Source organism: Halioglobus japonicus, assembly GCF_001983995.1.
Lineage (GTDB): Bacteria > Pseudomonadota > Gammaproteobacteria > Pseudomonadales > Halieaceae > Halioglobus > Halioglobus japonicus.
On sequence record NZ_CP019450.1, the window covers coordinates 528938 to 548567 of the forward strand.

Annotated in this window: 20 protein-coding genes; 16 read left to right on the forward strand and 4 right to left on the reverse strand. The window is 54.8% G+C overall.

Features of this window, described 5'->3' with window-relative positions; all coding sequences use genetic code 11:
- Positions 1-73 precede the first annotated feature (73 nt).
- Both BST95_RS02510 and ilvD read left to right on the forward strand, forming a co-directional pair.
- Positions 74-382, forward strand: a complete 309-nt coding sequence (locus BST95_RS02510) for a hypothetical protein (protein WP_084198030.1) — start codon at positions 74-76, stop codon at positions 380-382.
- 136 nt (positions 383-518) lie between these two features.
- Entirely contained in the window at positions 519-2363 is a 1845-nt protein-coding gene (ilvD, locus tag BST95_RS02515; RefSeq protein ID WP_084198031.1) for a dihydroxy-acid dehydratase, read from the forward strand.
- 29 nt (positions 2364-2392) lie between these two features.
- On the opposite strand, the gene BST95_RS02520 is transcribed toward ilvD, so the two are convergent.
- The 3 genes from BST95_RS02520 to BST95_RS02530 form a co-directional block, all read right to left on the reverse strand.
- The gene (locus BST95_RS02520) at positions 2393-3238 is read right to left on the reverse strand and encodes a DUF6279 family lipoprotein (RefSeq protein WP_084198032.1); all 846 of its coding nucleotides are present in this window, start codon (positions 3236-3238) and stop codon (positions 2393-2395) included.
- 4 nt (positions 3239-3242) lie between these two features.
- Positions 3243-4112, reverse strand: a complete 870-nt coding sequence (locus BST95_RS02525; protein WP_240500250.1) for a pyridoxal-phosphate dependent enzyme — start codon at positions 4110-4112, stop codon at positions 3243-3245.
- 84 nt (positions 4113-4196) lie between these two features.
- The gene (locus BST95_RS02530) at positions 4197-4877 is read right to left on the reverse strand and encodes a Frag1/DRAM/Sfk1 family protein (protein ID WP_084198033.1); all 681 of its coding nucleotides are present in this window, start codon (positions 4875-4877) and stop codon (positions 4197-4199) included.
- A gap of 71 nt (positions 4878-4948) precedes the next feature.
- Here BST95_RS02530 and BST95_RS02535 point away from each other — a divergent pair, with 71 nt between their 5' ends.
- Entirely contained in the window at positions 4949-6298 is a 1350-nt protein-coding gene (locus BST95_RS02535; protein ID WP_084198034.1) for an alanine/glycine:cation symporter family protein, read from the forward strand.
- 5 nt (positions 6299-6303) lie between these two features.
- On the opposite strand, the gene leuA is transcribed toward BST95_RS02535, so the two are convergent.
- Positions 6304-7977 carry a 2-isopropylmalate synthase gene (gene leuA / locus BST95_RS02540; protein WP_084198035.1) on the reverse strand — a complete coding sequence of 558 codons (1674 nt, stop codon included), beginning with the start codon at positions 7975-7977 and terminating at the stop codon, positions 6304-6306.
- 275 nt (positions 7978-8252) lie between these two features.
- On the opposite strand from leuA, the gene BST95_RS02545 reads away from it, so the two are divergent.
- The 13 genes from BST95_RS02545 (at position 8253) to BST95_RS02620 (ending at position 19575) form a co-directional block, all read left to right on the forward strand.
- On the forward strand, positions 8253-8747 hold the full coding sequence (locus BST95_RS02545; RefSeq protein WP_066053074.1) for an Lrp/AsnC family transcriptional regulator: 495 nt from the start codon (positions 8253-8255) through the stop codon (positions 8745-8747).
- A 98-nt stretch (positions 8748-8845) separates the two neighbouring features.
- Complete coding sequence (locus BST95_RS02550) at positions 8846-9622, forward strand: SDR family NAD(P)-dependent oxidoreductase (protein ID WP_102106424.1); 777 nt, start codon at positions 8846-8848, stop codon at positions 9620-9622.
- A 40-nt stretch (positions 9623-9662) separates the two neighbouring features.
- The gene (locus BST95_RS02555) at positions 9663-10850 is read left to right on the forward strand and encodes a multidrug effflux MFS transporter (RefSeq protein WP_066053065.1); all 1188 of its coding nucleotides are present in this window, start codon (positions 9663-9665) and stop codon (positions 10848-10850) included.
- Between the two features lie 52 nt (positions 10851-10902).
- On the forward strand, positions 10903-11910 hold the full coding sequence (locus BST95_RS02560) for a cysteine synthase A (protein WP_084198037.1): 1008 nt from the start codon (positions 10903-10905) through the stop codon (positions 11908-11910).
- A gap of 151 nt (positions 11911-12061) precedes the next feature.
- A complete protein-coding gene (locus tag BST95_RS02565; protein ID WP_157114443.1) occupies positions 12062-13867 on the forward strand; it encodes an IS1/IS1595 family N-terminal zinc-binding domain-containing protein in 1806 nt (601 codons plus the stop codon).
- A gap of 76 nt (positions 13868-13943) precedes the next feature.
- Positions 13944-14366, forward strand: coding sequence for a hypothetical protein (locus BST95_RS02570; RefSeq protein ID WP_084198039.1), 423 nt, complete (start codon positions 13944-13946; stop codon positions 14364-14366).
- A 90-nt stretch (positions 14367-14456) separates the two neighbouring features.
- The gene (locus BST95_RS02575) at positions 14457-15182 is read left to right on the forward strand and encodes a hypothetical protein (RefSeq protein WP_102106485.1); all 726 of its coding nucleotides are present in this window, start codon (positions 14457-14459) and stop codon (positions 15180-15182) included.
- 563 nt (positions 15183-15745) lie between these two features.
- Positions 15746-15973, forward strand: coding sequence for a hypothetical protein (locus BST95_RS02585; protein WP_084198042.1), 228 nt, complete (start codon positions 15746-15748; stop codon positions 15971-15973).
- Between the two features lie 18 nt (positions 15974-15991).
- On the forward strand, positions 15992-16465 hold the full coding sequence (locus BST95_RS02590; RefSeq protein WP_084198043.1) for a GrpB family protein: 474 nt from the start codon (positions 15992-15994) through the stop codon (positions 16463-16465).
- Between the two features lie 54 nt (positions 16466-16519).
- Positions 16520-16864: a hypothetical protein gene (locus BST95_RS02595; RefSeq protein WP_084198044.1), complete on the forward strand. Its 345-nt coding sequence runs from the start codon at positions 16520-16522 to the stop codon at positions 16862-16864.
- Positions 16865-17593: 729 nt separating this feature from the next.
- Positions 17594-17926 (forward strand): hypothetical protein, encoded by a 333-nt coding sequence (locus BST95_RS02605; RefSeq protein WP_084198046.1) that lies wholly within the window; start codon positions 17594-17596, stop codon positions 17924-17926.
- A 101-nt stretch (positions 17927-18027) separates the two neighbouring features.
- Positions 18028-18600, forward strand: coding sequence for a hypothetical protein (locus BST95_RS02610; protein WP_084198047.1), 573 nt, complete (start codon positions 18028-18030; stop codon positions 18598-18600).
- A 468-nt stretch (positions 18601-19068) separates the two neighbouring features.
- Positions 19069-19575, forward strand: coding sequence for a hypothetical protein (locus BST95_RS02620; RefSeq protein WP_146004274.1), 507 nt, complete (start codon positions 19069-19071; stop codon positions 19573-19575).
- The last annotated feature ends 55 nt before the right edge of the window (positions 19576-19630 follow it).

Genomic DNA, 19630 nt, shown 5'->3' on the forward strand with positions numbered 1-19630 from the left:
AACGATATGTGAATATTAGTAACAGTGCGGTAACGCACTATCACCATCGACCGACCAACCAAGGAGAACCACCATGAAATACCTGTTATCTATTCCCTTACTCCTGGCTGCGACCTACACCGCCGCCGCATGCCCAACCCTGCGCCCTGAAGACGCCCCCGTACCCGTAGACGGCATGACAGCCACACAAGTCGAAATGCAGGCCTCCCAGGATGCCGCCAACCAATACGTGGAAGAGATCCGGCTATTCCTCGAGTGCAACGCACATCGACTGCACGATTTGGAGCACAACTACTACGTTCACCAGGCGTTTACCGCCGCCGAGACCTACAACGCGGAACTCCAGGAATTTCGCGGTCGCGACACCGTGGCAGGACGCTGACAGCGCCACCTGCGGGGCACATAACATAACAGCCCCGGCTTCCACCCCACCCCGATACAAGCCTGCGCGTTTTTGCTATCCTCGCTGGCTGATTTTTTTACCCAAACCGGCTACCGCCGGACAAACGGATAGCACCATGCCAGAACTTCGCTCCAAGACTTCCACCGGCGGCCGCAATATGGCCGGCGCCCGCGCCCTGTGGCGCGCCACCGGGATGAAAGACGGTGACTTCGAAAAGCCCATCATCGCCGTGGTCAACTCCTTCACCCAGTTTGTGCCGGGACACGTACACCTGAAAGATCTGGGACAGCTGGTGGCCCGGGAAATCGAAGCCGCCGGCGGCGTGGCCAAAGAATTCAATACTATTGCGGTCGATGACGGTATCGCGATGGGCCATGACGGCATGCTGTACAGCCTGCCCTCCCGCGACATCATCTCTGACTCCGTGGAATACATGGTCAACGCGCACTGTGCCGACGCCATGGTATGCATCTCCAACTGCGACAAGATCACCCCCGGAATGCTGAACGCCGCCATGCGTCTCAACATTCCCGTGGTCTTCGTCTCTGGCGGCCCCATGGAGGCGGGCAAGACCAAATTGTCAGAGCACAAGCTGGATCTGGTCGACGCTATGGTGATCGCCGTTGACGACAGCGCCGACGATGAAACCGTCGCCGAATACGAGCGCTCCGCCTGCCCGACCTGCGGCTCCTGCTCGGGCATGTTCACCGCCAACTCCATGAACTGCCTCACCGAGGCGCTGGGCCTGTCACAGCCGGGCAATGGCTCAACCCTGGCCACCCACGCCGATCGCGAGCAGTTGTTTCTGCGCGCAGGCCGCCTCATCGTCGATTTGTGCAAACGCTACTACGAACAGGATGATGCGTCGGTACTGCCGCGCAACATCGGCAGCTTCAAGGCCTTTGAAAATGCCATGATGCTGGACATTGCCATGGGCGGTTCAACCAACACGATCCTGCACCTGCTGGCTGCGGCACAAGAGGCCGAGCTGGACTTCACCATGGCGGACATCGACCGCCTGTCACGTAAGATTCCGCAGCTGTGCAAAGTGGCGCCCAACACGCCGCTTTATCACATGGAAGATGTGCACCGCGCCGGCGGCGTTATGGGCATTCTCGGCGAACTCGATCGCGCCGGACTGCTGCACACCGACTGCCCCACCGTGCACAGCCCCACCATGGGCGCAGCGCTCGACAACTGGGACATCATGCGCACCGAGAACGAAGACGTGCGCCAGTTCTTCAAGGCGGGCCCTGCGGGCATCCCGACCCAGACAGCCTTCAGTCAGAGCACTCGCTGGCCGAGCCTGGATAACGACCGCACCGGCGGTTGTATCCGCTCTATCGAGAATGCATTCTCGCTGGAGGGCGGCCTGGCAGTGCTGTTCGGCAATATCGCCGAGGACGGCTGCGTCGTGAAGACCTCCGGCGTGGACGAATCAATTCTGGTTTTCTCCGGCCCCGCACACGTGTGCGAAAGTCAGGAAGCCGCCGTCGACGACATTCTCAACGACAAGGTCAAAGCCGGTGATGTGGTAGTAGTTCGCTACGAGGGACCTCGCGGCGGCCCGGGTATGCAGGAAATGCTCTACCCCACCAGCTACATCAAATCCAAAGGTCTGGGCAAAGCCTGCGCACTGCTCACGGACGGTCGCTTCTCCGGCGGCACCTCTGGCCTGTCGATTGGTCACGCTTCGCCGGAAGCGGCCGCAGGCGGCGCCATCGGTCTGGTGGAGAATGGTGACATCATCGAGATCAACATTCCCGAGCGCACGATCAATGTGAAACTCACCGACGAGGAACTCGACGCACGCCGCACCGCCATGGAAGCTCGCGGAGCCAAGGCCTGGCAACCCGTCGAAGTGCGCCCGCGAGCCGTCAGTGCGGCGCTCAAGGTGTACGCCAAAATGGCCACCAGTGCCGACAAGGGCGCGGTCAGGGATTTGTCCCAGCTGGATTAATCAAACACGCCGGTGGCTTGCGCCGCCGGCTATTTGCCCTGGGCAATCAGTGCCTGAATGTCGTCTCGAAAATCAGCGAGCTTGCGCCGCAAGCGCTGGTCCTGCTTGTCCGTACGCGTATTGGCCAGCGCTGCCAGCGCCGTATAAATAACGTCACTGTTGTGCTCGTAAACCGCCAGGTACTCCGGTGAAGCGTTGTCTTCACGCTCTGTCAGGGAATCGCGAACGGCCTGTTGCCAGCCTTCGTCGCGCTGCAGCATGTTTTCCAGGCGATCCAGCCAGAGGGCACGCTCCTGTAACCAATAGCTATCGGAACGCTGCATACGGTTGGCAGCCTGCTGCAGAATTGCACGCTGCTCCCTGTCCAGCCGGCCCATATAATCCTGGGCTGAATCCAGCAGATTCTCGTAGACCTCCTCGTGGAACTCAGCGTCAGTGCGCGTCAGGTATTCCTCCTCGTACTCCACCTGCTTCTCGCGCAGCGAGGTAATGAACTCCCTCATCTGGTCATCGCTGAGGGCCTCGCCCAGCGCCAGCATCCACTCCAACCCCCGTGCCTCAATGCGCAGCCAGGCTGACTCGAAGGCATCTGCCGTTGCACTGATCTGCGCCGGCGCTACTTCGCCATCGAGATCGCGGGTAATTCCGTCAATGATATCGAGATAAGTGGGCAACTCATCGCGCCGGTGCCACTGCAGGAAGGGCCCCAACTCCTCCTTCAAGAGGGCTTTTTGAGGGCGGTCTAGGTCGACGTATTTACCGATGTACCAGGGAATGAAAAAGTCCAGGCGGTTATAGACAAAAGTGGTGCTGCTGCAGCCCTGCAGGAACAGCAGCAGGCAGGCAAGCAACCACAGGCGCCGGGAGATACTCATCGGACTACCAGGGCAGCGCATCGAGATCGACGTTGCCGCCGGTAATGACGACGCCCGCTCGCCGGCCCCGAAATCGCTCGGGGTGCTCCAACACGCCGGCAAAGCTCACCACGCCCGAGGGCTCTACAACCTGCTTGGTTCGTGTCCACATGAGTTTCATCGCCTCGATAATCAGGGCATCCGGCACTGTCACAATGGTGTCTACATGCTTACGGATAATATCGAAGTTCAGCTCACCGAGACTGGTGCGCAGACCATCGGCTATGGTGTTCACCGAAGCATTGCCCTGCAGCTCGCCCAGCCCAAAGGACCGAAACGCATCGTCAGCGCCCTCAGGCTCCACAGCAATCACTTCAATTTTTGGGTTGATATGTTTCGCGGCGATAGCGGTCCCTGCGAGCAGACCGCCGCCGCCCACCGGCACGGCGATGACATCCAGTTCAGCCACCTGCTGGAGTAACTCCATCGCCACTGTACCCTGGCCGGCGATAACACGGCTGTCCATAAAGGGATGCACCGCGTTCGCGCCAGTGTGCTCCAACACCAACTCGAGACCAGCGGCGCGAGCCTGCTGGGTTGGCTCGCACTCAATAATCAGACCGCCATAGGCAGCCACCGCATCTTTCTTCACCTGCGGCGCATTCGACGGCATGACAATATGGGCGGGAATGCCGCGCTGGGAAGCGGCCATGGCCAGGGCCGCGCCGTGATTACCGGAAGAGTGCGTGGCGACACCTCGCGCAGCCTCTTCATCGCTGAGCGACAACACCGCATTGAGCGCACCGCGCGCTTTGAATGCGCCCACGCGCTGCAGGTGTTCACATTTGAAAAACACCTCGGCACCGGCATGCTCATTGAGCAAATGGCTCTGCATCACAGGAGTCTGGTGTACCCCCCGGCGATACGCGCTAGCGCAGCCTCGATGTCCTGATATTGCGGTGCGATCTGACCTGTCAATTCATGTACCTCTAACTTCAAGCTGCCAGCCGGTCTGGCGCCAGACAAAATAGCCCAACAAAAAATTGGCCTGCAGTAACAGTGAAAGACTCCACTCGAAGGCGTCCTCTACAGACTCATAATAGGCCTCGTCCCAGGCATCCAACCCGACGGTCAGCACACCCAGAAGCAGCAGTGTGCCACAGACTGCCCACATGAGGGACAGCAAACCCGGTTTGAGGCCAGCCGGTTGCAATATACGCAACTGAGCCAGCATCAGCAGCTGCGCGAGGTAGGTAAACGAGAAAAACAATACCGTGCCAACCCGGCGCTGTGTGCGCCAGGCATCGCCACGCTCGCCGAGTACGGTGACATAAAGCACCAGGCCCATGCAGGCCAGCAGCCCTAGCGCCAGCATCCAGAGATTGATCAGGCCGGGGGTTCCGCGATGGCGGTGCAGGCTTGCCAGCCAGGCGTGATTGAGCCACCAGTACGCCATCAGGATCACCGCGGCAGGTAGCATTGTTGCTCGAAACAGGTAACTGGCCGGCGGCTTGCGCCCGGTAGCGCTAATGGAAGTACAGCTGTCCAGATAGGGGTTACACCATTCCACCAGGCCGTGGCTGGCGGCCACGACATAAGTGAGCTGGACGGCAAAGAACGGCACCAGGGCCGCCAGCAGGGCGACAATGCGGACATTCATGGTGTGAGTTTAGCGAGCGAAACGGGGCATCGCTATGGTACTGTCTGCCCTTTCACCCAGAGACCTCCACCTTGCTAGAGACGCTCAATACCTGGTCGGCCAATTTCGCCAACGCAGTGTGGGGTACGCCCACGGTCATCCTGCTGCTGGGCGGCGGTCTGTTTTTCGCTATTTATTCGGGCTTCAGACCCTACCGCCACTTCGGCCATGCCATCGGTATCATGCTGGGCAAGCACGAAACGCCGGACAGCCCTGGCGAGCTCAGCCACCGCCAGGCCCTCGCGGCCGCCCTGGCCGCCACCATGGGCCTGGGCAACATCTCGGGCGTGGCCCTGGCGATCGTAGCCGGCGGCCCCGGCGCCGTATTCTGGATGTGGATGTCAGCCCTGGTGGGCGTGGCCACCAAATTCTTCACCTGCACTCTGGGCGTGATGTACCGGGGCGAGGACAGCCTGGGTAATCTGCAGGGCGGTCCGCAATATGTCATTCGCGAAGCCATGCCAAAGGCGTTTTTTCCGCTGGCCATTCTGTTTTCGGTCATGGGCCTGATCGGCACTCTGCCCATGTTCCAGGCCAACCAGCTGACAGCCCTGATCAAGCAGAATATCGAGATTAGCGGCGACCCGATGGCGGTTAATCTGGGTATTGGCATCACCATGGCGGTGATTGTCGGCATCGTGGTTTTTGGCGGGCTGCAACGTGTCGCAAAGGTGGCAGTGGCGTTACTGCCGCTCATGGTGTTGACCTACCTGAGCATGACCGCCTACATGATTCTGACCAACCTGCCCGAGGTCCCAGCCATACTCGGCCTAATTGTGACCGAAGCCTTTAACCCTCAGGCGGTTGGCGGAGGTTTTCTCGGGGTGGTGTTAATCGGCGTGAGCCGCGGCGTGTTTTCCAATGAGGCGGGCCTTGGCACGGAGGTCATGGCCCACGGTGCTGCGCGCACCAATGAACCCGTTCGCGAAGGCCTGGTTGCCATGCTGGGGCCGGTGGCAGACACGTTGATTGTCTGCACGTGCACGGCCATCGTGATTCTGCTGGCAGGCAACTGGCAGAACCCCGGGGACTTGTCAGGCGTCACCCTTACGGCCAATGCCTTTGCCACACAGCTGGGCACGCCGGGTATGCTGGCCTTGACTCTGGTGACACTGATACTCAGCAGCACCACCATGTTTGCCTGCTGGTATTACGGTGCGAAATGCTTTGGGTTTCTGGCGGGGGCTCACGTCCAGCATCACTACCGCTGGTTCTTTCTGGCGACCATTGTGTTCGGCGCCGCCGTCAGCATTGATGTGGTGTTCAACCTGATTTCAGGGTCCTACGCGATTATGGCCATACCCACCATGGTATCGACCCTTTACCTGGCCCCGAAAGTGAAAGCGGCGGCGGCAGATTACTTCCATCGCCACCCCTATTAAACACCTCAGGCAGCTGCTTCGGCGTCGCGCTCGGCGGACTTGTTGATGGCGCGCAGAATGCCGTCCAGAGAGGCCTGCACAATATCGTGGCTGCGGCCCACACCGCAGTAGCGCTCACCTTCGATGTTGAGCTGGATGTAGCACACCGCCTCGGCATCTGCACTCTGGCTGAGAGCGTGCTCGGAATACTCCACCAGCACTATCTGCTTGCCGGTAAATGTTTCCATGGCGTCGACAAATGACGCCACCACACCGTTGCCTGTACCGGTAATGGTTTCCTGGGCACCACCGCGGCTGAGTTCGGCCTGCAGTTTGTCGACCTGGTCTTCGCGGCTCACATTGTAGTTGCCCAACTGCCAACGGCCTTCGCCATTGAGATAAGTCTTCTGGAACAGATCGAAGATCGCCTCGGAACCCACTTCGGACTCTGACGCCTCGGCATGGGCCTGGACAGTACCGGAGAAGTCCACGGACAACCAACGCGGTAACTCGTAACCGTAGTCCCGCTGCAGCACATAGGCGATACCGCCTTTACCCGACTGGCTGTTGATACGAATGACTTCCTGGTAGGAGCGGCCAATGTCCGCCGGATCAATTGGCAAATAAGCCACCTCCCAGTGATCGCGACCGTCCTGCTGGGCGAGACATTTCTTGATCGCATCCTGGTGGCTTCCAGAGAACGCAGTGAACACGAGCTCGCCTGCCCACGGGTGGCGTGGGTGTACCGGCAACTGGGTGCACTCTTTCACGGTCTGAATAATTTCATCCATGTTGGCCAGATTCAGTTTCGGATCGACGCCCTGGCTGTACAGGTTCATGGCCATGGTGACCACGTCCATATTGCCGGTGCGCTCGCCATTACCCATGAGGGTGCCCTCGACACGGTCGGCACCCGCCATTACACCGAGCTCGGCAGCAGCGACGCCACAGCCGCGATCGTTGTGGGTATGCAGCGAAATCAGCAGGCTGTCGCGGCGCGCAACATTGTCACAGAACCACTCGATCTGGTCGGCATAGACATTGGGTGTACTCATCTCCACGGTGGCCGGGAGATTAATAATGATCGGCTTCTCCGGCGTGGGCTGCCACACCTCGGTAACGGCGTTGCAGACCTCTACCGCAAAATCAATCTCTGTGCCGGTGAAGCTCTCCGGCGAGTACTCAAACACCCACTCTGTTTCAGGGTGCTTGTCCGCACAGGCCTGCACCAGTTTCGCGCCATTAACGGCAATGTCGATAATGCCCTGGCGATCGAGGCCAAACACCTGTTCGCGCTGTACCGTAGAGGTGGAGTTATACACATGCACTACGGCGCGACGCGCGCCCTTAAGCGCTTCAAAGGTTTTCTCGATCAGCTCCTGGCGGGCCTGTACCAATACCTGGATGGTCACATCCTCGGGAATACGATTGTTGTCGATGAGCTCGCGCACAAAGTCATAATCGTGACTGGAGGCCGAGGGGAATCCCACTTCAATTTCCTTGAAGCCCACCTTTACCAGTTGATCCCAGAGCCGGGATTTCTGGCGCGCCGTCATGGGCTCGATCAACGCCTGGTTACCGTCGCGCAAGTCCACGCTACACCATAGCGGAGCCGCCTCAATCACCTGGTCTGGCCAACGCCGATCGGGCTTGGCAATCGGTTGAAACGGCTTGTACTTGCTGTGATCGAAACTGCTCATGGGGTTCACCTGTTATCAATAAAGTGGCTGCACCTGCGGCGCGGGCTCTCGTGAAGCGTTGCGCACGGCCCGCCCCAGGGTAAGGGGCGCGCCGCTGACACAGGTGATGTGTCAGCCAGGCGCAAAGTATAGTAGTTCGCGAGGGGTGATTGATTGCCAATAACGCGCTGTTATGGTCATATAACGCAATTATTCTCTACTATTTACCCCATAAGTAGAGACAAATGCCACGTTAACGTGACATTGTGACTTATTACCATCACGGAGCCCACGCTGTGAAACTCGACCGCACCGACCGCAAGATTCTCGATGCCATGCAGCGCAATGGCCGCATCACCAACCTCGAGCTCGCAGACCTCGTGAATCTCTCCCCCACCCCCTGTTCGCGCCGGGTAAAGCGGCTCGAGGAGTCAGGCCTGATCGAGCGGCACGTCAGCCTGCTCAACCAATCCATGCTCGGGCTGAAACTCACCGCCTATATCGGCATCAGCATGGACCGCCACACCCCGGACCGGTTCGAAGCATTTGAAGCGCAGGTGGCCGAATACCCGGAGGTCATGGAATGCTCCGTGGTTACAGGGCAGTCCTCGGACTACCTACTCCGGGCCGTCGTGCCCGACATGGAGTATTACGAGAAATTCCTCCTCGGCCGGCTCACCCGCATACCCGGTGTCACCGGGGTACACTCCAGCTTCGAGTTGCGCAAAGTCGTCAGGCGCACCGAGTTGCCGCTGGAGCACATCGACGACGAGACCGAGTTCAAGCGTTAAAACAGGGCAGTGAAGCTGGCCCCACCGGGCCTTGTGGCGCCCTTGCGCGCCGCGCAACATGTTCGCCTGAATAATTGCTCAATGAGGAACCCCAGGGCATGGAAACACAAGGTAAAGTCGCCATTGTCACCGGTGGTGCCAGTGGCATGGGCCAGATTTTCGCCCGCCGCCTGGCTGCAGGTGGCGCCAAGGTCGCGATCTTCGACGTCAACCAGGCCGGGCTCGATGCCACCGCCGCTGAATCGGATAATCTGACCGCGTTCCACTGCGATATCTCCAGTCTGGAAGATGTGGAGACCAAGGTCGGCCAGGTCGCCGAACAACTGGGACCTGTCGATATTCTGGTTCATGCGGCAGCGTTGATGCCGGCCCACCTGCTGTCTGAGCACACCCACCCGGACATGGAGCGCCTGTTCCGTATCAACTATTTTGGCACCACCTATATGAACCGGGCAGTACTGCCCTCAATGACCGAACGCGGTACCGGTCGCATTCTGAACTTTGGCTCCATCGCCGGCATTGCCCTGGTACCGAAAATGGGCGCCTACTGCGCCACCAAGGCCGCCGTGAACGCCTATACCGAAGTGCTGCAGAACGAGATTCGCAACACTGGGGTGCGCGCTCACCTCATCTGCCCTCCCGCGGTAAATACTCCGCTGGTAGATCAGACCATCGATACCGACTCCCCCGGGAGCATTATCGAATCCAAGGAAAAAGGCCGCCTTGCTGATCCGGAGAAGATTGTCGACGCGATCTTCAAGGGTGTGGCCAAGGACAAGGACATCATCTATCCCAGCGAGGCCAAGTTCCTCTACTACTGGCGCGCCCTGGCGCCCAAACTGTGGTGGAAGACGGTGATGAACTTCGAAAAGTAGTTTTGCCAACGGGGGAGTGCTGGGCTAACCTCCCTCGCCCATGAGCGCCCGACACCTAAGTACCGACTCCCCCTGGCTGCTGGGCCTGCTCGCAGCCATCGTGGCGCTGGGCCCACTCAGCGTGGATATGTACCTGCCCGCCATGCCCAGCATGATGCGCGCTCTCGGTACAGACATCAGCGCCATGCACCTGAGCATCAGCACCTATCTGGCGGGCTATGCCATTTTCCACCTGGCCTGTGGCCCTCTGGCAGACCGCTTTGGCCGCAAGCCGATTCTCACCGCCGGTACTGCTCTGTTCGTTGTCGCCTGCCTCGGTTGTGCTCAGTCAGACACCGTCGGCGAACTGCTGATCTACCGCTTTTTACAGGGCGTGGGCGCCTGTGTTGGCCCAACGCTCGCGCGCACGGTGACCCGGGACCTATTCGGACCACGCCGCGCCGCCCGGGCGCTGTCACTGATCGCCATGCTCATGGCGCTGGGCCCGGCCATCGCACCGCTACTGGGTGGCTTTCTGTTGCTGGTGCTGCCCTGGCCCATCATTTTTATCGTTCTCGCAGCTTATGCGCTGGCCATGATTGTATTGCTGCAGACCTTCCTGCCTGAATCACTGCCAGAGCAGCAAAGCCTGCATCCGCTGAATATTCTGGGTAACTACGGCCAGCTTTGCATGGATGTTCGCTTCATGTCTGTGGTGCTGGCCAGTGGCCTGGTGTACGCCGGCTTGATGGCCTATTTGTCGTCGTCCAGCTATGTGTACATGGAACTGCTCGGCGTGCCGGTCCAGTATTTCGGATTTATCTTCCTCACCACAGTGGTCGGCTATATGGGCGGCAGTGGCCTCAGCGCCCGCCTCGCCAGCCGCCTGGACTCACACCAGATGCTAATGCGTGGCGCCACCTTGTGCACCGCAGCCGCCGGCCTGATGTGGCTGGGTGGAAGCCTGCGTCCCGACAGCGTGGCGGTACTGATGCTACCCATGGCCATTTATGCGGTGGGCATGGGCCTGGTGTATCCCCATGCCCTCGCTATTGCCCTCGCGCCCTACCCGCACATGGCCGGCACCGCGTCGTCACTCCTGGGCTTTATCCAGATGGGGTTGTCGGGCCTGTCAGCGGCACTGGTCGGCCAGGTCCTGACCGACAGTGCCCAGCCAATGCTCATGGCCATGTTCGGCTGCACTTTTGCCTGCCTGGTACTGAGCCGGGTGGTCGCGCGCGACGCCTGACCCTCCCAATGGGCTGTGGCATACTTTGCGCTCTGCTTTCTGGAGGTAAACCGTGCTCACCGCCCCCGACGTCACCCAACTGATTGGCAATACACCACTGCTGCATCTGCGCCAGGTTTCCGAACAAACCGGCTGCACCATCCTGGGCAAAGCCGAATTCCTGAATCCGGGAGGTTCGGTCAAGGACCGCACGGCCCTGGGGATTATTCGCGCCGCTGAGAAAGCTGGCGATCTCCAGCCCGGCGGACGGATTGTGGAAGGAACCGCCGGCAACACCGGTATCGGCCTGACCCTGGTGGCCAATGCGCTGGGCTATAAGAGCACGGTGGTCATGCCCATTACCCAATCCAAGGAAAAGATCGACTCCCTGGAATTGCTCGGGGCCGACCTCCACCTCGTGCCCGCCGCCTCCTATGACGACGATAAACACTACGTGCACACCGCCGCTCGCCTGGCTGACAAGCTGGCCGGCAAGGAAGAGCACGGCGCCATCTGGGCGCGCCAGTTCGACAACCCCGCCAATATGGCTATCCACGAAGCAACCACCGGCCAGGAGATCTGGGCCCAAACCGAGGGCAGAGTCGACGGCTTCGTGTGCAGCGTGGGCACCGGCGGCACCCTGGCAGGCGTCTCCAGCGCTTTGAAATCACACAACCCAGGGGTGGCTATCGGCATCGTCGACCCCTGCGGTGCGTCCCTGTACAACCACTTTGCCAAAGGCCGGCTGGAGAAATCCGAAGGCAACTCGATTATCGAAGGGATTGGTATCAACCACATCACCGATAACCTAGCCGCCGCCCAGGTCGACCACGCCTACCACATCAGAGATGAGGACGCCCTGCCCTACGCGTACAACCTGTTGCAGCACGAGGGATTGTGCCTGGGGGGCTCGTCGGCAATTAACATTGCCGGCGCTGTGAAGCTGGCCGAAGAGCTCGGCCCCGGCCACACTATTGTCACCATCCTGTGCGACTACGGCACGCGCTATCAGAGCAAGCTGTTTAATCCCGTGTACCTGGAAAACAAAGGCCTGCCCGTACCAGAGTGGTTGCAGATATAACCCATGACGCCGGGTGCGGCCCCCGGCAGTAACCGCCACCCATAAAAAACCCGGCACTTGCCCTAGGCATTAAATATTTCTGGATATAACAGAAATGTGTACCTAAACTCACTCCTATAGGGAAGCAATCCTATCAGGAGTGAGTTTTTTAATGCCCGACCACAAATCTGATCAGAAAAGGGACAGAATCCCGCCTGAATACGATGGCATACAGGTAAACTCCTGCAAGAATCCCAGGTGCAAGAACTTTGGTGTACCAGCAGAAAACTCAAGATCTGATCCTAACTATCGCGTAAGTGGGAGCAAACGCCCGGTTCGTGAGAATTTCGAGCTAACCGGAGCGGGTTCAGCAAAGTCGGCAAGAGTCATTATCTGCAAATCCTGCAATGAATCTATTCCCCTAAAAAACAATCAGGCAATTGTCGAAACTATACATTCACTATCATGGTCGCCTGACAATCACTACTGCCCAAATATTGAGTGCAGCAACAATATCTCTAAGGTCGGCTTGAATGGCAGCACTGGTGCGTATGTAAAGCGGGGCCGTACAGAAACAGGCTCTCAGCGATGGAAGTGCAAAGGCTGTGGCAAAACTTTCGTTGTGCAGCGAGCCCGCTACCCTGCAACTCATGGGCGGAAATCCCACAAATATGTGGAATCAATTCTCCACCTATTGAATGGTCTTGAGATTAATCGCATTCAAGAGACTACAGAATTATCCCCTCCCGTCATTTATCACAATATGGAGCGGGCGTACAAAGCCTGCCTTCGCTTTAACAGAGAACGGGAAGCCAATTTCAAGCAACGATCTGGTCGCCATGAGGAACTATTTCTTTGTACTGATCGACAAGCCTATTTGATCAACTGGGACAAGCGAAAAGACAAACGTAACATAGCATTTCGTTCAACGATTAGTGCCGACTGTAGTAGCGGTTACGTCTTCCCAATCCATCTATCCTATGACCCCCGCGCTGATCGAGACTTTATTCATATCGAGTCATGGAAGCGGGGTGATCAAGACTACACAATGGCATTGCGTAGATATTCTCAATATTGGCTGGATGATGACTATCAATCACATGATACAAACGCTCGGTCACCTCTTGAGGCATATTCTCCGGACGCCCTGCAAAGGTTACGGGCAAGATATGAAGATGCTGACCAGAGGGACGATGTCGAACTCCCAAGTGATCAGTTGTCACTTGAGAGCATGCTGCCCCGCAAAGGCATGCAGTTCAGGGAAGACTATGTCCTGTACGCACACTTTCAGATCATTCGCTCTCTGCTGAGTGAGTCTGAAAAGGTCCACTTCTTTACTGAACAGGAGTCTGGGATACGAGCCGCCTACATGTCTTCCTTTGGCGATATGGTACGAAATGGGGACAGTGATCTCTTCTATGTGGCAATTAAAGATGGCGCCACTAGAGATGAGAGGGAAGAAGCGACACGAATTGGCCGTCGTGCAATAGAATCAGCTCAGAGGCAGCTTGGCCGAGTAACTGAGCTCGAGGCCACTTGGTATCTTGTGGAACAGACGATGAACGCCCACCTTCGAGGAGAAGGAAAGTGGAAGGATCGATGGGCGCTTTATCCAGTGCCTACCCGGGGAGAGGTGCAGAAAAGGTTTTCTCACATGACGTCAATGGAGGATGAAGACATACACGAGAAAGCTAGAGTCGCCGCGCATTGTTCGATGCTCAAGGTGGACAACTTCATGCAGTTTGCAAGAAGACGATCATCAATGCTGGAACGACCAATTTCATCCCCAGCAGGTGCAGGTAGAAAGTGGTATGGGAAGTCTCCATATAATCCCTATCGACCAGTACAGTTGCTGGAAATTCTGCGAACCTACTTCAACTACTCCCCGATCAACAATAATAAGAAGAGGGAAACACCAGCGATGAAAATTGGATTGGCTGATGGGCCGGTTGATCTGCGCAAGATTTTATTGCCATGACCAACAAGAATGGGAGTATCATGTCAATGTCCGCTTTCGTCCACGAAGCTGCCCTTCACATTGGAAAGGATTTTCGATGCACACTGACTCTTTCCGTATACCTAGCTTTATGTTTTTTGGTTGGGCCATTGCCGTCACCCTATCGTTAACAATGCTGAACATGGCGGTCGCAGAAGAAGCCGATGTTGTCTGCGGGCCAGAGTTCGCCCCAAGCCAAGATTTTCTTGCCTTTGTAGACGTCGAGAACTCACCAGATTGGCCCCAGCAGTACTCCGTTTCCGTGCCGCACCAATATAGAGGTGAATCACTCGCTCGCATTGGTATTCTGTTCCAAGACAGCGCAGACGAAGAGGGCTACTTCAATCTAGCTTGGGAGGAGGAAGCCGATCAGAGATTGGTTCACTTCGCGCTAGGAATAGATATGCACAGTGTTTTAGTCGTCGGATACTACGGCGGATCGGTCTGTCAACATGAGGGTGTTATCAAAATTGAAACATAACCAGTTGGTGCTACTCGTTCAATCCGTTCGCTGGACGCCAGGCTTCGCGAGCTGCCCCAGCGCAAGGCGTTAGCTTTCAAAGAGAATCATGTGAATATCCAACAACAAGCAATTAAGAAACTTGCAAACTCAATGAGAATTTATGTTGAAACACACATAGACTTTCAAAGACTAAAGAGCATTGATATTGAAGAAGCAGTGGATAACCTCGATCGTGCGTTCGAGGCTAAACTAGAAGCTTTTCATAGCCTCTATGATGTTGCGAAACAGGACTTAGATTATTTTTCACATGCTGATACAGCTTCGTTAATCTTGCTACGAAACGCTATTCACCATCGAGACCACCTGCTTTTCCAAAGCTGGAATCACAGCATGGCTCTAGATGAAGGCTATAAAAGGCATCTTGGAGCAGAGTTTCTTTTAGCAGGTTACGACGTCTTATATGAACCAGCTAAAATGAAGTATTTCTACAAACTTGAAGATTTCTATTTAAGGATAGATGAGAGCCTTAAGTCACCGTATCTAGAGTCAAAAATGGGCTCCAATAAGCGAAAACGGCTGCTTGGTCAGATAAACTCTGAGTTACATTTCTCTGATATAAAACATAGAGCAGAACTCGAGCGCTATCCACCAAAGCAAGTCTATATAAATGTCATGCCAATATTTATATCTGCCACGTGCAGAGTCTTTACGGCACTTAAAGAGAAAGGCGTTGAGTTCTTAGGTTTTGATGCCAAAGCCTATGAAGCCCCTTTCACTAACGAGCTTGAGGTAGATTTTTCAAAGATAGTATATGAACCTTTACGAATCACCTAAAAAGCTAACAAGCAAAGGCAGCATCGCCACTTCGTGGCTAGACACGCCAAAGCGTGCCGCTGCTTTGGGATTTATGAGCGTCCGCTTTTGGCCCCAAAACTGTCGCTGAAGAAACAGCCGAATTCAGTCCCGTGAGAATAGTAGCCAACAATTGTGAGTCTAAATTTTGATTGCTGCCGCAATAACGATAACCATTGGCCTAGTTTGCGGTTTGCTGATCGGTTTTGTCCTTGGGATCTCTAGCAACGAAATATCTGAAGGGACAGACAGGCAATTTAACTCCTCTTTCCTCACGGCTATCTACAAGAAGAGACCTATATACATAAACATGCTGACCGGTGGCATCTTGGGACTGAGTATTATGGTTGGTCTTACTGTTGTAGCTGCCATGTCGCCCAAATGGCTTGGGTACCCGTCAAACTACTTGATGTCATATTCAGCACCCTCTTACGTCGTGGGCATTTTGCTAGGCAAGATTATTCGCTATTGGGTCTGGAAAAAGTATTTGAGATTTATGTAGAACTCATGACCATCCAAGTCCGCTCTTGGCCCCATAGGAGACTATGAGTAGTTTTGTCTTCAGTATTCTTATTGCGTCGATTGTCGGGGCGATGGGTTTTTTTATCGCACTGGTCAAGAATGTTAATCTAGAGGAAGTCCACTTACTAAAATATGGCGGGCCGTTTGCCCTTTTGATTCCGGGCGTGCTGAAACCAGCTGGGAGGTTGTGGCTCATGTGTGGGACAGGTTGCTCTGTTAGTGCGGTCTACATCATGATGACAGCTTCTTGAACGTCCGCTCCTGGCCCCATGACTGACATGCAACTCTATCAGTCCTCAGATTTTACTGACGCCGCCGATGTGGCACAGCAGCGTATCGCTGTCTTACTGCCTGATGCAGTCGTTGAGGAAATTGGGGCGACGTCCATTCCCGGGGCGTTAACGAAGGGCGACGTAGATATTTTCGTCGGTGTAAGTGAGGCAAGTTTCGAGCTGTCTGTTAATGTGCTGTGCTCTAATGGGTTCGCCCCGAAAGTGGATACCCTTCAGACTGATGAACTCAGAATGCTTGAATCGGATGATAAGAACATGGATTTGGCTTGCCAGGTTGTGGTGCTAGGCAGCCGATACGATTTCTTCCGAGAGTTTAGGGATCGGCTAATCGCGGATCCTTCCCTTGTGGAGGCTTACAATGAGGTAAAGCTCGGACACATACACCTTCCACACAAAGATTACAGGGATGCAAAAGCGGAGTTTATTGAGCGTGTTCTGTATTCAAGCTGATGTCCGCTTCTGGCCCCAAAGCTGTCGTCCATTTAGAACTGAGTGCCGTTTCGTATGTATAGTTTAGATGAGTATGCAAAGCCGATTTTGGCGCTGCTACTAATCTTGGTCGTTATTGCTATGCTGGGATTCCTTAAGTTTGAATCTGGGGAGGGTTCTGCCAGCTATGTCAAAGCGGAAATAATTTCGTACTCACGGCAGTCCACAGGAAAAAGTTCACCGGACCCAGCTTTTTATGCTGAACTGCCAAGCGGTGTGGGCGTTTTTGTTCGTGACTGGGGAGAAATTCCCGCTACCTATCGAGGACCGGTGATCCTTGAATTACAGAAAGGCCAACTGTCGGGCAAAGCAATTTATAAGATTGATGTAGAGCGTACGTCAAGGTTGTTGAATGACTAAGAATGCCTTCGTGAGCGTCCGCTCTTTGCCCCAAGTCGGTAACTGAGCATGTATAGATTAGTCTTACCAATATGGTTCTTGAGTGGGTTGATTCTTCTGGTCGTTGGTGGAGCTGGGCTGTTATCTAAAGAAACCCTTGATGGGTTCTTTAATCAGCCAGTTCCGGATGAGTACATTCGGGAATGCCTGTTTTTTGGTGTGCTTTTGTTGGTGGGATCGGGAGCGGTTGTCTTGATTAAGAGAAGTCTGCTAGACGGACAGAACTCTAATGGCAGCTAATGGCCCCTTAGCTGAATATGAAAAATCTTACTCTTAGCGCTCTCATATACTACGGCTCGTTGCTTGCCTTACTGCTCCTAGTGAAGTTTGTCATATACTCTGATGCACTTGCCCTGTTAGCGTTCATAGTCGCAGCTTGGCTATCGGGCTATGTCTTCGTCAGATCTAGTGGTCGCTTGCTTAAAACTAGGGAGTCTTTAATTCTCGCAGCAGCAAATGGCCTGCCAGGATTGATAGTATTTTCACTAACCGACGCGCCACAGATGGATCCGGAATTCTTGGTTTGGGCTGTTAAGTTCTTTAGCGTAGTCATGGGGCTGTTTGTTGGATTTGTGGTCTGCTTGGTCTTTTACACATACCATCCCATCTGGCTTCGATATGTCCACGACTCGGACTCTTGAGGGGCAGCTTTTGGCCCCTTAGCTGCCACTACATATACGGAGTAGTAGATTGAAACATCAGCTTCAGTTTGCGGGACTATTGATAGGCTTACTGTGCCTGCTTGGTGGGATCGCTGACGTGTATTTACAGTCGACTCAGGGCGACATCATTCAATGGCGCGTACCAATAATCCTAATAGGCGCAGGGGTCGGCCTACCATTAGTCATTTTTCCGTTCTTCGAGTGGAATCGCGAACCCGACCCGATGCTCTTAGATGAAGAGCAGTATGCCCAGGCAAACCTAGATGGTGGGGTTATTACCGGAATGTCTGGAGGGAGTGATGGTTCTGGCTCAGAAAGTGATTACTCAGGAGCCTCTGATGGTGACGGCGGAACAGACTAAAGGTCTGCTTTTGGCCCCATAGCTGCCCCATATTCTGAAGAGGATTATCTATGCACACAGACATGATTCACAAGCCCCACTGTTATGAGAAAGAGCAATAGATGAAATTCATCTACGTCCTGTTGGTCGCATTTATGATCTCACCCGCATCAGCTGATGAAATGTTCTGTATGTATCCTGATAACGATACTCGCGAGCTTGAACAGGTAAATAGCTGTGGCCCTATAAACAATGGACTATTAACCGTTGATCCATCACTTATGACAAAAATGATGTGGTCAAAGTACGGAATGCAGTGTATCTATATCAATTACCCAAAAGATAAGGGCTGGTTCTATATCAATCAAAATGGCCTTGGTCGTGGCTCACCTTTCAGTCATGATAACGACTGCACTCCGTATCAAGCTGGCGTGGCTATAGGCTTAGTAAATGGCTATGTTGTCTATTTCAATCAAGTTATGGATGTCGTCAAGACAACGGAATATACCTGGGCAAGCAATTTCTATAAGGGTTATTCCAAGGTTTGTATCGGAGAGTTAACAAAAGAGTATGATCGTTATGGCGAACATTATCAGCTTAAAGGCGGGCAATGTGGATTTATCGATCGGGAGTTCAATGTTGTAGTTCAAGTGGCTTATCCGCATGAATCCACCCCGGTGCCGGAGAGTTTGTAAGAATCACTGCCAAGCGAACTTGTGCGACGTAGGTGGCTGAGTGTGCTAGTCAGTATCCGCTAGTGGCTCCATACGTGTAACTAAGTGTTGATTGTCATGTCCGTATCACAACCGATGAAAGAGGAACTGGCCGCGATCCTTGAGGCTTACTTGAGTGGGCGCGTAGGTCACGAAGCTATTCGCTCATACGCATGGGAGCTAACTGATAGTGTACCCGCCGAGCCCGACAAGAATAGCGAGCCATATTGGTCAGCGGTTTTCAGCATTATTCACCTAGCAGATGAAGAACACTGGAATGACGGCTTTACTAAGCGCGATTTGAACGCAGCACTAGACCAACTAATAGGCAGAGTTGACTGATGTCCGCTTATGGCCCCTTAGCTGCCGTTAGCTAATGTGGTAAGTTTGAGGGCATATAACGTCCAGAAAGCGGACCTTCTCACTTTACACCTTATGAGGTTTTTCCTGTTGCCGTTGTTCTCACCCAAATTGTTCTTAGTTCTGTTACTTGCAGCCTCTCCGGCGTTTAGCCAGAAGGCTAGCGGGTTCGACGAGTTCACGATTGGCCGCAAGATATCGGAGATACCTAATTTCAATGACCAGTTTTCATGCCGCGACGACCACGCGTATGAAACACGTCTCTTGTGTGTAGCGAAGAACCCACACCAATGGGAAGTCGAAGGCTATGCGGCGAGCTCTTTCAGCCTCATTATCCTCAAGAAGCGGATTGAGAAGATCATCCTGACTGTAGATTCCGGTTCGGATAAAATTGATAGATTACTTTCAATGGCCACTATAAGAGCCGCGTATGAGTCAAAGCTTGGGCCGCCGCACGAGTCCGAGGCCAAGAAGACCTATACCAAATATAGCTGGATAAATGGAAATACAACGCTATCGATGACTGAGGCAACCCTATTTTTCTATGCCAACAATTTCAGCGAACTGGAATCTCGTGACGCACTACACGATTGGTAGAATCGGTTGGTACAAATGTCCGCTACTGGCCCCAAACCTGCCGTCAGATCACATA

What these genes read in the sequence shown, in the direction of transcription:
- BST95_RS02510 (WP_084198030.1), top strand. Translation starts at nt 74, where the DNA reads ATGAAATACCTGTTATCTATTCCCTTACTCCTGGCTGCGACCTACACC.
- ilvD (WP_084198031.1), top strand. Translation starts at nt 519, where the DNA reads ATGCCAGAACTTCGCTCCAAGACTTCCACCGGCGGCCGCAATATGGCC.
- BST95_RS02520 (WP_084198032.1), bottom strand. Translation starts at nt 3,238, where the DNA reads ATGAGTATCTCCCGGCGCCTGTGGTTGCTTGCCTGCCTGCTGCTGTTC.
- BST95_RS02525 (WP_240500250.1), bottom strand. Translation starts at nt 4,112, where the DNA reads ATGCAGAGCCATTTGCTCAATGAGCATGCCGGTGCCGAGGTGTTTTTC.
- BST95_RS02530 (WP_084198033.1), bottom strand. Translation starts at nt 4,877, where the DNA reads ATGAATGTCCGCATTGTCGCCCTGCTGGCGGCCCTGGTGCCGTTCTTT.
- leuA (WP_084198035.1), bottom strand. Translation starts at nt 7,977, where the DNA reads ATGAGCAGTTTCGATCACAGCAAGTACAAGCCGTTTCAACCGATTGCC.
- BST95_RS02550 (WP_102106424.1), top strand. Translation starts at nt 8,846, where the DNA reads ATGGAAACACAAGGTAAAGTCGCCATTGTCACCGGTGGTGCCAGTGGC.
- BST95_RS02555 (WP_066053065.1), top strand. Translation starts at nt 9,663, where the DNA reads ATGAGCGCCCGACACCTAAGTACCGACTCCCCCTGGCTGCTGGGCCTG.
- BST95_RS02565 (WP_157114443.1), top strand. Translation starts at nt 12,062, where the DNA reads ATGCCCGACCACAAATCTGATCAGAAAAGGGACAGAATCCCGCCTGAA.
- BST95_RS02570 (WP_084198039.1), top strand. Translation starts at nt 13,944, where the DNA reads ATGCACACTGACTCTTTCCGTATACCTAGCTTTATGTTTTTTGGTTGG.
- BST95_RS02585 (WP_084198042.1), top strand. Translation starts at nt 15,746, where the DNA reads ATGAGTAGTTTTGTCTTCAGTATTCTTATTGCGTCGATTGTCGGGGCG.
- BST95_RS02590 (WP_084198043.1), top strand. Translation starts at nt 15,992, where the DNA reads ATGACTGACATGCAACTCTATCAGTCCTCAGATTTTACTGACGCCGCC.
- BST95_RS02595 (WP_084198044.1), top strand. Translation starts at nt 16,520, where the DNA reads ATGTATAGTTTAGATGAGTATGCAAAGCCGATTTTGGCGCTGCTACTA.
- BST95_RS02610 (WP_084198047.1), top strand. Translation starts at nt 18,028, where the DNA reads ATGAAATTCATCTACGTCCTGTTGGTCGCATTTATGATCTCACCCGCA.